The organism is Sulfuricystis multivorans, assembly GCF_003966565.1.
GTDB classification, from domain to species: Bacteria; Pseudomonadota; Gammaproteobacteria; order Burkholderiales; family Rhodocyclaceae; genus Sulfuricystis; species Sulfuricystis multivorans.
Window position 1 is genome coordinate 2,001,039 of record NZ_AP018718.1, and the last position, 12,229, is coordinate 2,013,267.

Here is a 12,229-nt window from a genome sequence, read left to right on the forward strand (position 1 = left end):
CTCGTCATCTCCGCCCCTAGCAGGCGGGTTAGGGGAAACGCTGAAGAAGGCCGCGAGCGGGATGTAGCGCAAGGCGTTTGGTGCGCAGCGACCGAGACATAACATGGAGTTAGGCGAGGGAGAGACAACGAAGTTGCGGCGAAGGCTAACCTCGGCTTTGCCGAGGTTAAGCGAAGCGGCCGAAGCCAACACCGCGCAACGCAGCGATGCGCCCGCGCAGCAACTTATTCAGCGTTTCCTTAGAGTAATGCACCCATGGCCAGCGCCACCTTTCGCTTCTATGCCGAGCTCAACGCCTTCCTGCCGCTCGAACGGCGGCAGCGGGATTTCGTCGTCAAACTCGCCCGCGCCGCGACGACCAAGCACATGATCGAGGCCTGCGGCGTGCCGCATACCGAGGTGGCGTACATCTTCGTCAATGGCGAGCCCGCGAGCTTTTCACGCCTGCTCAAGGATGGCGACCGGGTGGCGGTGTATCCTGCCATCAAGCGGCTCGACCTCTCCCCGCTCGCGCCGCTCAACGCACCGCCCCCCGGCAGACCGAGCTTCATCGCCGACTGCCATCTCGGCGGGCTCGCCCGCATGTTGCGGATGGCTGGCTTCGATACCGCATTTCGCAACGACTATGACGATCGGGAGATCGCCGAGCTCGCCGACCGCGAGTCGCGCATCGTGCTCACGCGCGATCTCGAATTGTTGAAGCTGCGCACGATCCGCTACGGTGCCTATGTGCATGCCTTGAAGGCCGAGGCGCAGTTCGCCGAAGTCGTCAGGCGTTTCGACCTGTTGCCTCACTTCGCGCCGTTTTCACGCTGTCTGCTGTGCAATGTCCTGCTCCGCGACGTCGCCAAGGAGGTGGTAATCGACCAACTGCCACCTTCGGTGCGGGAACATCAACGGCATTTCCGCCGCTGTCCGAGCTGCCAACGCATCTATTGGCCCGGCTCGCACTGGGAACGGATGCAGGCGATGCTGTCGGCCGCAGTCCGCCGATAAAGCTGTGCAAGCCGATGGGCATGGCTTTGCCGGGCCTCGGCAGCGACGCCGATCGCCCGTGCAAAGCCCTCGGCGAGCCGCGCCAGGTCGACCACGCCCGGCATTTCCGGCATCTCCCAGGTGGCCAGATAGGCGGCGAGTTTGTTGCTGCGGCCGGCCAGCGAAGGCGGCAGGAAACTCACTCGCGGCAGGGCAAACGCGGTGGCCACGATATGGCCGTGCAGACTGGTGCCGGCGAACCCTTGGCTCGCCGCGATCAGCGCCGCGATCTGCCAGACATCGAGCGCTGCGAAGATGCGCCAGGACGCCGTTGCGAGCCGAGCAGCGCAGCGCCGATACGCATCGAGGTCATCATGCCAGGGGGCGGTACCGGCACGGAAAAAGACGATGCCCCAGCCCGTTTCCGCCGCGATGGCATCAAAGCCACGGGCCAGCGAGTCCAGCGTCGCGTCATCGCCACATTCGGCGGCGAATTGCACGGCGACGAAGCCGGCAGGAAAGTACGAGCGGATGCCGGCCACCTCGCCCCGTGTCGTCTCCTGTGCGATACGTGCGCCGAAGCGCTCGGCGATGACCGCCACCGGATCGGGCGCGAGTGCGGCCGCAATACCGTCCTCGGCCAGGGCGGCCTGGGTGGCTCGGTCACGCACAAAAAGGGAATCAGCCCCTGCCAGCTTCGCCAGCACCTCGCGCCGCAACGACGCATCGGCATGGGCGAGATCCGCCCCGCCGACGGCATTGAACACGATGCGCCGTGCCGCCGGAAAAAGCTCGCGGCCGATCACATAAGGCGCTGCGGCAGTGAGGCCAAAGCGCTCGGTTGCAAAGGTACGCGCACCCACAGGGTCGGTGTCGAAGCGCGCGATCAGCCCGGAGGCTTCCTCCGGTTCGGCCAGCATCACCGCCGCCTGCCAGGCGGTGGTGGTCAGGATCTCGCCGCCGACGTGGATGATCTCGACCGGCACGCCGTGATACCTGGCTGCCAGATCGGCGATCGCTTCGATGCGAAAGCCGCCATAGGGCGTCAGGTCGCGTGCCACCAAACCCGCCGGGATGAGCGTTCTGCCCTCACACAGCGCCGCCGCGATCCGGCCGAACAGCAGATCGCCGAAGTTGTGGCGGTCGTGGGCGCCGAAGAGCAGCGCCGGTGCCGTCCCGTCAGCGCCGACTTCGTCTCCGATGCTCGCCGTGGCATTCCTCCGCTAACTGCGCGCCAGACGCCGCCCCAAAGCCGCAGGCAGCAGGACGATCAGCATGAGCCAGAGCGTCGCCGGTTCGGGCATCCGCATGGTATTGACGAAAGCAGTGGCGACCAACTGATGGCCGTATGTGGTCGGATGGATGCCGTCCCAGAAAAGGTAACCAGTTGGATCGGCGACACAAGCCGGATCCACCGCACAAGCACTCGAGACGTTGGTCAGGCCATAAGCAGCTGGGTTATCGGCAATCGCCGTCATGATGCCAAACAGATCGAAGCGAGTCAGGTCTCCGGAGAAAGTATCTTCGAATCCATCCAGAACAGAATCGAGCTGCGCATTCATGATCGTCGACCCAAGCCATGCGCTAAACACCGCATCGCTGCCCAAGGCTTGCACGGCGGGTACTAGGCTGAGATTTGGCAGATTCCATACCGCGATGTGCTGGGCCCCCAAGTCGGCCAGGGTTTCCAGCACCGTCTCCATTCCAGTCAAATAATCTGTGATCACTGCCCACGGATCAGTGGCTGGGTCACTGTCCATCGCCGCGGCGAAAGCATCCCGCAGGTCATTGCCACCACCCTCGACGACGAATAGTGCATCTGCCGGCGCAGGGTTACCGTCGAGAAGCAGCGCAAAGGCAGAAACCTGATCGACGAGGCTGAACGGGAACCCCAGGGGCGGTGTGGTGCCGACCCGCGCTCCGCCGAAAGCGAAATTGGTACCCGTCACAGGAGGCACGGTTCCTCCCATCATGAAGTTGTACAGGTCAGAAAAACTCACCCCGTTCAGCGCATTTTGGGTCGGCAGTCCGGTGATCGCAGAGACATAATCCGGCCACACCCAGCCGTTCGAATAACGGTTCGCGGTATAAGGGAAAGTCGGCACCAGTGACGTATCGACTTCATCGGAACCCGGCGAAATCGGCGCCTCTGTGCGCTGAAAGGCATAGGGGTGGGATGACCCATAGATGGCCGGTATCGCCTCGTCGAACACCCAGGCATTGTTGCCGGTATCGGCGAGGCTATCGCCAAAGATGTATAGGCTGCTGTAACTCGCGGCCTGGCTGGGGGCGCTGCAGAAGAGCCCGCAGGCACAAAGGCCAAGGAATAGAGAACGCGCTTTCATTGTTTTCTCCCTGAAGCAGATACGGGAACCCGTTGTTTCCATGCAAGATTCATGCTTGTTTGCGTTTTCGTTGCAACTCATTGGCTTGCGTTTTTCAATCGAATAGCCATGTAAAGAAAAGCGACACTTTCAGCCGATCCGTGGCTTCGCGCTGGCAGATGCTCTGCGCCATTCTGGCCTCATCTCGTCTGCGGCCGGTTTGGCGCCGACCGGCCATAGAGCCTGCGCAGCTCGTCCTTCGCGGCTTCCAGGATCGCCCGCCGTTCGCTGGGCAGCTTGCGGCCGGCGCGGTTGATGTAGAAGTTGAGCATCGACATCGCCGACTGGAAGGGACTCGCCTTGCGGCGCGTGCTCGCCTCGGCCGAGGCCGCGAGCGAGCGCGCGATCGCGGCCGGGTCGTCCCAGGTGAATACCCCGGCTTCGAGATCGAGCGCAAAGCTCGTCTCGGTCACCTGCTGCGACCAGCGTCTGGGTTTCTTCTCATCCATCCCTGGCTGTGGGCGCTGCCCGCTCCGGTGCCCGCCGCCAGATCAATCGCCCATCGCGCCAGACTTCGCGGATGCGGTGCAGCGGGATGTCATGCACGCGCCCTTCCGCGTCGATGAGGGTAAGGAGTTCGGGATTGTCGGAGTCGCGACCAATGTCGGAAAGTTTGACATGCCGGATGGCACCGGCAACGCGATCCCAATAGCCGAGTACGAATTCGCCCTTGCCAAACGCCGCATCCCAGCGGATGCGGGCGAGCAGTTCGTGGATCGGTTGCATCAGCCCTTCACACAGACGAGGGGTGCCAGCCGCGCCACCTTGCGCGCCAGACCAGCGCGATGGGCTGCCTCGACGACGCTGCCGACGTCCTTGTAGGCGAAGGGCGCTTCTTCGGCCACCCCGCGCAGACTCGGACTGCGGATCAGCACACCGCGCGCGGCCAGCTCAGCGACGATCTTGCGGCCGGAAAAGCGGCGCGTCGCCTCGTTGCGGCTCATCGCGCGGCCAGCGCCATGACAGGCCGAGCCGAAGGCGCGCTCCTCGGTGCCGGCGGCACCAGCCAGCACCCAGGAGGCGGTGCCCATGCTGCCGCCGATCAACACCGGCTGGCCAACGGCGCGATATTCCGGCGGCAATTCTGGATGCCCCGGGCCGAAGGCGCGTGTCGCGCCTTTGCGATGCACGAACAGGCGGCGCTTTTCGCCCGCCACGGTATGAATCTCCTCTTTGCAGGTATTGTGCGAGACGTCGTAGAGCAACGGCAGATCATGGCCCGGAAAGAATTCGCCGAACACTTCGCGCGTCAGATGGGTGAGGATCTGCCGGTTGGCCAGCGCGCAGTTGATGCCGGCGCGCATCGCACCGAGATAGCGTTTGCCCAGCGGGGAAGACAGCGGCGCGCAGGCGAGCTCGCGATCGGGCAGCGCCAGCGCGAAGCCCGGCGCGGCGATCGCCATCTCGCGCAGGTAGTCGGTACCGATCTGGTGTCCCAGGCCGCGCGAGCCGCAATGAATGCTGACCACCACTTCGTCCTGCTTCAGGCCGAAAGCGACCGCAGCCTCGTGGTCGAAGATTTCGACCACCCGCTGCACTTCGAGGTAGTGATTGCCGGAGCCGAGCGTGCCCATCTCGTCGCGCTGGCGCTGCTTGGCCTGCGCCGAAACCGCAGCCGGATCGGCGCCGGCGACACAGCCGTCTTCCTCGATGCGAAAGAGATCTTCGCCGCGCCCCCAGCCTCGTTCGACCGCCCAGCGCGCGCCGCCTTCGAGCATCGCGTCCATCTCGGCAGCCGACAGACGAATCGCGCCGGTGCTGCCGACGCCGGCCGGAATCTTGGCGAACAGACGATCGGCAAGCTCATGTCCGACGGCTTCGACCTCACCGACCGTCAGGCCGGTGAGCAGGCAGCGCACGCCGCAGGAGATGTCGAAGCCGACACCGCCGGCCGAGATCACCCCGCCCGCATCGGGATCGAAGGCGGCCACGCCACCGATCGGAAAGCCATAGCCCCAATGGGCATCGGGCATCGCATAGGAAGCCGCGACGATGCCCGGCAGCTTGGCGACGTTAATCACCTGCTCGCGCACTTTCTCGTCCATCGCCTCGACCAGTGCGCGGTCGGCGAAGAGGATGCCCGGCACGCGCATCGCGCCGGTCTGCGGCACCTCCCATGCAAATTCGCTTCTCTGGATTAGGCTTTTCAGTTCCATCTCCACTCCTCATACATCGACGACACACTGCGCCAACCATTGCCCGTCGGGAAGGTGTTCTACTTTCAGTTCGCAGAAGCTCGCCCCCTTGATCTCGGCGGCCGGCTGGTGGCGCGCGACATCGATCGGCTCGCCCCATGCGGTCGCCGTCAGACGATGATGTTCGATGCTCACCGTAAAGCGCGAGAAGAGTAGCTTGCGCGTCGCCATCTCGTAGATCAACGCATTGAGCCAGTCGAGCAACAGCAGTTCGTCATCGGGCGCTGCGCATTCGATCCGTGCCGCCTCAAAGCCGCCGACTTTCGTGGGGTCGGTGATCACCGCGGTCAAGGCCATGGCGCAAGCGGCGAAGGCCTCGGCCTTCGTCGCGCCCAAGCCCCGCACGCCGACGTCGGCGTCGTGTTCGAATGTCTCCCATTTCATTTCCGTGTCCTCGCCAACAGGGGCAACAGCTCGGCCAGCGGCCGCGTGTTCAGCACGTCCTTGGCTTCCAGCCAGCCGCGCCGCGCCTGACCGAGGCCAAAGCGCAGGTTGGCGAAATCGGCCCGGCTGTGCGCGTCGGAATCGATCGCCACCAGCACGCCTTCGTCCTTGGCCAGCAGACAATCGCTGTCGGTCAGATCGAGCCGCTCGGGGTGGGCATTGAGTTCGAGGAAACAGCCACGCGCCTTCGCCGCGCGCACGATCCTGGCCATATCGACATCGAACGGCGGCCGCGCGTCGATCAGGCGGCCGCTCGGATGGGCGAGGATGCTGACATAGGGATGATCGAGCGCGCGCAGGATGCGCTCGGTCTGTTTCGCGCGCGGCAGGTCGAAACGGCTGTGGATCGCCACGACGACCAGATCGAGCTCGCCGAGCACGTCGTCGGGGAGATCCAGGCGACCATCTTCGAGGATGTCGACCTCGATGCCCTTCAGCAGCCGGAAGCCTTCGAAGCTCTCGTTGAGCCGGTCGATCTGCGCGCACTGTTCGCGCAGCCGACGGCTATCCAACCCATGCACCATCGTCAGTCGCCGGGAATGCTCGGTGATCGCGAGATATTCGAATCCCAGCCGCTGCGCCTCGGCAGCCATCGCCTCGAGCGTGTCGCGGCCATCGGTGGCCTGGGTATGCACGTGCAGATCACCGCGCAGCTCGGCAAGCTGAACCAGCTTCGGCAGCCGGTGCGCACGCGCCGCGCCGATCTCGCCGCGGTCTTCGCGCAGCTCGGGCGGAATCCAGTCGAGTCCCAACGCCGCATAAACCTCCTCTTCGCTGCTTCCGGCCAGACGCTGCCGGCCGCGGAACAGCCCGTATTCGTTGAGCTTGAGGCCGAGCTCCTGGGCGAGCTTGCGCAGTACGATGTTGTGCGCCTTCGAGCCGGTGAAGTAGAGCAGCGCCGCGCCCCAGGCTTCCGGTTCGATCACGCGCAAGTCGACCTGCAGGCCCGACTTCAGCACCACGCTGCCGCGCGTCTCCCCCGCCGCGAGCACGTCACGCACCTCCTCGTAAGCCGTGAAGCGCCGCATCACCGCCGCGGGATCGCGTGTGGCGATGAGGATGTCGAGATCACCGACGGTCTCGCGCGCGCGACGGAAGCTGCCGGCGATCTCGATCTTTTCCACCGCTTTTGCTCCTTTGAGCCAGGTCAGCAGGGAGCCGGCATATTGCGCGGCGATCGCCAGCTTGAGCCGCTTGCTCTGCGACAGATGCTGCTCGACCGCTTGCAGGATGTTCGCCTCGGTCTTGGTGCCAAACCCCGGCAGGGTGCGAATGCGGCCGTCGCGCGCGGCACGCGCGAGCTGCTCCAGCGTCTGGATGTCGAGCTCGTGCCAGAGCGTACGGACGCGTTTCGGGCCCAGCCCCGGAATGTGCAGCAGTTCGGTGATGGCCGGCGGCAGTTCCTGGCGCAGTTTCTCGAGCGCCCGGCATTTGCCGGTCTCGACGATCTCGCGGATCTTCGCCGCGAGATCCTCGCCGATGCCCGGCAATCGTGTCAGATCCTCGCCGCGCTCGACGAGGGTGCGCAACTCGCGCGACCATTCGCCGACGATGCGCGATGCATTGCGGTAGGCGCGGATGCGAAACGGATTGGCGCCCTCGATCTCGAGCAGATCGGCGATCTCGGTGAAGATCGCCGCGATGTCGGCATTGTGGATGGGCATATCCGAGCCTTTCCGGCAAATCGAGCGATTTCATTATCCCCTGAAATCGCCGGGGTGCGCTCCCTATAATCGGGCGATCCTCATACCGAATCCAACGATCGCCTCATGACCGTCCCCGCTCCCCTCAGCCCCGACCAGCTCGGCCAACGCTGCGACCCCGCGCAGCTGGGTTTTGCCACCACTGACGAGGTGCTCCTATCGCCCGCCGGCATCGCCCAGCAACGCGCTCGCGCGGCGCTGCATTTTGCGCTCGAGACACGCGCGCCGGGCTTCAATGCCTTCCTGCTCGGCGAACCGGGCTATGGCCGCCATCGCCTCGTCGCCCGGCTGCTCGACGAGCTGGCCCCGCGGCAAGCCGTGCCGCCGGACCTTTGCTACGTCTATAACTTCGCCGACAGCAACCGGCCGCGGCTGTTGATCCTCCCCCCTGGCCGCGGCGCGCGCCTGAAGGCCGACATGCAGCGTTTCGTCGCCGAACTGGCCAAGGCGATCGCCGCCGCCTTCGAGAGCGACACCTTCCGCGGCCAGGCCGAAGCCTTGCAGGAGGAATACAAGGAACGCGAAGACCAGGCGCTGCGCCGACTCGGCCAGACCGCGAGCGAAAACGGCATCGCCCTGCTGCGCACCCCGCAGGGTTTCATGTTCGCCCCGCTCAAGGGCGAGGAGACGATGGGGCCGGATGATTTCGAGGCCCTGCCCGACGCGGAGAAGGAACGTCTCAACAAGCTGATCGAAGCGTATGGCGAGAAATTGCGCGAGCTGCTGCATCAGTTCCCCCGCTGGCGGCGCGAGCTGCAGGCGCGCCTTCTGGCGCTCAGCCGTGAGACCATGACCCTGGCGGTCGGCCACCTGATCGAGGAGCTCAAGGCGCACTATGTCGATCTCATCAATGTCGTCGCCTTTCTCGACGAGGTGATGCGCGATGTCGTCGACAGCGCCGAAGAATTGCGCGAGACGAAGGGGGAAGCGGAAGGCCCCGTCGGGGCGATGGCCGGCAACTTGCCGCTGTCGCGCTATCAGGTCAATCTGCTCATCGACCACGGCGCGACCCAAGGGGCGCCGATCGTCTTCGAAGACCCGCCGAGCTTCCAGAATCTGATCGGCCGCGTCGACCACATCGCCCACATGGGGACATTGATCACGCATTTCACGATGATCCGTGCCGGCGCATTGCAGCGCGCCAATGGCGGCTATCTGGTGCTCGATGCCGACAAACTGCTCGGTCAGCCCTATGCCTGGGAAGGCTTGAAACGCGCGCTGCGCGCACGCCAGGTGCGCATCGAATCGCTCGGGCAGATCTTCGGCTTGCTGTCGACGCTGACCATCGAGCCGGAACCGATTCCGCTCGACCTGAAGGTGATCCTGATCGGCGAACGTCATCTTTACTACCTGCTCAAGGAATACGATCCTGAATTCGAGCAGCTCTTCAAGGTGGCGGCCGATTTCGACGATGTGGTGCCGCGCGAGGCGCCGACCATCACCGGCTATGCCAGCTTCATCGCCAGCGAGGTGCGCGCCAAACAACTGCGTCCGTTCGATGCCGCCGCGGTGGCGCGCGTCATCGATCACGCGGCACGGCTCGCCGATGATGCCGCGCGTCTGACCACCGCGACGCGCCAGATCGCCGACCTCTTGGTCGAAGCCGATTTCCATGCCGCGCAGGCGCAACACCCCGTGGTCGGCGCTGCCGATGTCGATGACGCGCTCGCCGCCCGCCGCGCCCGCAGCGAACGTCTGCAACGGCTCGGCATCGACGAGATTCGCCGCGGCGTACGCCTAATCGATCTCGCCGGCAGCCAGGTCGGCCAGATCAACGGCCTGGTCGTCTACGATCTCGCCGGCGAGCGTTTCGGTCAGCCGGTACGCATCAGCGCGACGATCCGCCTCGGCGAAGGCGAGGTGATCGACATCGAGCGCGAAGCGGAGCTCGGTGGCCCGATCCACTCGAAAGGAGTGATGATCCTCGCCTCCTTTCTCGCCGCGCGTTACGCCCGCCTGCAGCCTTTCTCGCTCACCGCCAGCTTGGTGTTCGAACAGTCCTACGGCCCGGTGGAAGGCGATTCGGCTTCGCTCGCCGAACTCGCCGCGCTGCTTTCGGCACTGGCCAATGCACCGATCCGCCAGGGCATCGCCGTCACCGGCTCGGTCAACCAGTTCGGTCAGGTGCAGGCGATCGGCGGCGTGAATGAAAAGGTCGAAGGTTTCTTCGACACCTGCCAGGCGACGGGGCTGACCGGTGAGCAAGGTGTCATCATCCCGATCGCGAACCTCGAACATCTGATGTTGCGACCAGACGTCGTGGAAGCCTGCGCAGCCGGCCGTTTCCACCTCTGGGCCGTCGCCAACGTCGACCAAGCGATCGAGCTATTGACCGGCGTGCCTGCCGGCATGCCCGACGAACAAGGCAACATCCCGCCCGGCACGATCAACTATCTGATCGCAGTCCAGCTCGCCGAAATGGCCGCCTTGCGTCAGGCGTTTGCCGAAGTCCATGGCGGCGGCCACAAGAAGCAGCAGAAAAAACACTGACCTCGCTGCCTTCCCACCTTCCCTTCCCCGGGCTATATTGGGTTTAAACCCAGATTGTCCATTAGACCGTCCTGTCATCGGATGAGCGTGAGCAAACCTTGTCATCCTGGACTGCGCGGGCGCTTTCGGTCTGCGGGCGGGCCCTTCGCGCCCGCGCTCCTCGCCAATAGACGAGGGTTTTGGCTCGTCGCGCGGACGCAAATCGCCTCGCCCTCGCCACGAAATCGCCTCGCGCCCTAATGGACAATCTGGGTTGAAAGGGGAAGCGATGGAACCGACGGCGATCATCCGCAAGACACCAGCCGACTGGCGAGTCGCGCCGAATTTCAGCGATTACGGCGCCGAGCGGGCACGTTTCGATTGGAATGCGGTCGCGGCAAGCCTCACCGGGCCGATGGGCGTGAACATCGGCTGGGCCGCCACCGACCGCTGGCTGGCGACGAAGAAGGCCGAAAGGGTAGCGTTTCGCTTCCTCGCCGCAGGCCAGCCGCCGAAAGAGATGACCTATGCCGAACTGGCGCGGCAAAGCAATCGCTTCGCGAATCTGCTGCGGCAATTGGGCTGCGCGCCGGGTACCGTCGTGTTCGTGCTCGCCGAGCGCATCCCCGAGCTCTTTGTGAGCGTGCTCGGCAGCCTGAAATGCGGCTGCGTCGCCTCCCCACTGTTTTCCGCGTTCGGCCCGGAGCCGATCGCGACGCGCATCAACCTGGGCAGGGGCAAGGTGCTGGTGACCACCGATCTGCTCTACGGGCGCAAGGTGGCGGGCTGGCGCGAGGCAATGCCGACGCTCCAGCATGTGCTGCTCGTCGCGGCGGAGGGTGGCCAGACCGCAGTGCCCGGCACCCATGACTTCGCCTCGCTGATGGCGGCAGCGAGCGACGCGCCGGTCGCTGGGGTCACTGCGGCAGAAGACCTCGCGCTGCTGCATTTCACCAGCGGCACGACTGGCACCCCGAAAGGGGCGATGCACGTCCATGCGGCGATGCTGACCCATTGGGCGACCGGCTACTATGCGCTCGACCTGCACCCCGACGACATCTTCTGGTGCACCGCCGATCCGGGCTGGGTGACGGGCACCTCCTACGGCATCATCGCGCCGCTCCTGCACGGCGTGACGAGCCTCGTCGACCGCGAGGAGTTCGACGCCGAGCGCTGGTATGGCATCTTGCAGGATCAGGGTGTCACGGTCTGGTACACGGCGCCGACGGCGATCCGCATGCTGATGAAGGCCGGCGCGGAACTCGCGCAGCGATATCGTTTTCCGGCGCTGCGCTTCATCGCCAGCGTCGGCGAACCGCTCAACCCGGAAGCAGTGTGGTGGGGCAAGGAAGTGTTCGGCCTGCCGATCCACGACAACTGGTGGCAGACCGAAACCGGCGGCATCATGATCGCCAACACACCCGCCTTCGATATCAAGCCAGGCTCGATGGGTCGGCCGCTGCCCGGCGTCGAGGCGACGATCGTGAAGCGTAACGAGGAGGACGACGTGAGCGTGATCGACACGCCCGATGTCGAGGGCGAACTGGCGCTGAAAGCGGGCTGGCCGTCGATGTTCCGCGGCTATCTGAACAACGAAGAACGCTATCGCAAGTGCTTCGCCGGCCCGAACCATGAGTGGTATCTGACCGGCGATCTGGCCAAACGCGATGCCGACGGCTATTTCTGGTTCGTCGGTCGTCTTGATGACGTGATCAAGTCGGCCGGTCATCTGATCGGGCCGTTCGAGGTCGAAAGCGCGTTGATGGAGCACCCGGCGGTCGCCGAAGCCGGCGTGATCGGCAAGCCCGACCCGGTGGTCGGCGAAATGGTCAAGGCCTTCGTCTCGCTGAAGAAGGGCTGGGAAGACAGCGAAGCCTTGCGCCGCGAACTGCTCGCCCATGCCAGAAAGCGCCTCGGCGCCGCCGTCGCGCCGAAGGAAATCGCCGTATTGGCGAGCCTGCCGCGCACCAGGAGCGGCAAGATCATGCGCCGGCTGTTGAAGGCGCGCGAGCTGGGGCTGCCCGAGGGTGACACCTCGACGCTGGAAGGAGGTGCGTGA

The 12,229-nt window shown here is 64.9% G+C and carries 10 protein-coding genes; 3 read left to right on the top strand and 7 right to left on the bottom strand.

The window, feature by feature from the left end:
* Positions 1 to 255 precede the first annotated feature (255 nt).
* Positions 256 to 996 (top strand): Mut7-C RNAse domain-containing protein, encoded by a 741-nt coding sequence (locus EL335_RS10035; RefSeq protein WP_126446530.1) that lies wholly within the window; start codon positions 256 to 258, stop codon positions 994 to 996.
* Here the strand turns inward: EL335_RS10035 and EL335_RS10040 are convergent.
* From EL335_RS10040 to polX, 7 genes are all read right to left on the bottom strand, one after another.
* Complete coding sequence (locus EL335_RS10040) at positions 933 to 2,036, bottom strand: polysaccharide pyruvyl transferase family protein (protein ID WP_126446532.1); 1,104 nt, start codon at positions 2,034 to 2,036, stop codon at positions 933 to 935. The two genes, EL335_RS10035 and EL335_RS10040, sit on opposite strands and share 64 nt — an antisense overlap.
* A 162-nt stretch (positions 2,037 to 2,198) precedes the next feature.
* Positions 2,199 to 3,320 carry an SGNH/GDSL hydrolase family protein gene (locus tag EL335_RS10045; RefSeq protein ID WP_172600080.1) on the bottom strand — a complete coding sequence of 374 codons (1,122 nt, stop codon included), beginning with the start codon at positions 3,318 to 3,320 and terminating at the stop codon, positions 2,199 to 2,201.
* 179 nt (positions 3,321 to 3,499) lie between these two features.
* Positions 3,500 to 3,808, bottom strand: a complete 309-nt coding sequence (locus EL335_RS10050) for a DUF3175 domain-containing protein (RefSeq protein ID WP_126446536.1) — start codon at positions 3,806 to 3,808, stop codon at positions 3,500 to 3,502.
* Positions 3,801 to 4,085 carry a DUF504 domain-containing protein gene (locus EL335_RS10055; protein WP_126446538.1) on the bottom strand — a complete coding sequence of 95 codons (285 nt, stop codon included), beginning with the start codon at positions 4,083 to 4,085 and terminating at the stop codon, positions 3,801 to 3,803. The genes EL335_RS10050 and EL335_RS10055 overlap by 8 nt, the downstream gene beginning before the upstream one ends.
* Positions 4,085 to 5,515, bottom strand: a complete 1,431-nt coding sequence (locus tag EL335_RS10060; RefSeq protein WP_126446540.1) for an RtcB family protein — start codon at positions 5,513 to 5,515, stop codon at positions 4,085 to 4,087. The genes EL335_RS10055 and EL335_RS10060 overlap by 1 nt, the downstream gene beginning before the upstream one ends.
* A 9-nt stretch (positions 5,516 to 5,524) precedes the next feature.
* Positions 5,525 to 5,938, bottom strand: coding sequence for an archease (locus tag EL335_RS10065; protein WP_126446542.1), 414 nt, complete (start codon positions 5,936 to 5,938; stop codon positions 5,525 to 5,527).
* Positions 5,935 to 7,662, bottom strand: a complete 1,728-nt coding sequence (gene polX, locus EL335_RS10070; RefSeq protein ID WP_126446544.1) for a DNA polymerase/3'-5' exonuclease PolX — start codon at positions 7,660 to 7,662, stop codon at positions 5,935 to 5,937. Before polX ends, EL335_RS10065 begins: the two co-directional genes overlap by 4 nt.
* Before the next feature lie 105 nt (positions 7,663 to 7,767).
* Here polX and EL335_RS10075 point away from each other — a divergent pair, with 105 nt between their 5' ends.
* Positions 7,768 to 10,191, top strand: coding sequence for a Lon protease family protein (locus EL335_RS10075; RefSeq protein ID WP_126446546.1), 2,424 nt, complete (start codon positions 7,768 to 7,770; stop codon positions 10,189 to 10,191).
* A gap of 268 nt (positions 10,192 to 10,459) precedes the next feature.
* A complete protein-coding gene (gene acsA / locus EL335_RS10080) occupies positions 10,460 to 12,229 on the top strand; it encodes an acetate--CoA ligase (protein ID WP_126446548.1) in 1,770 nt (589 codons plus the stop codon).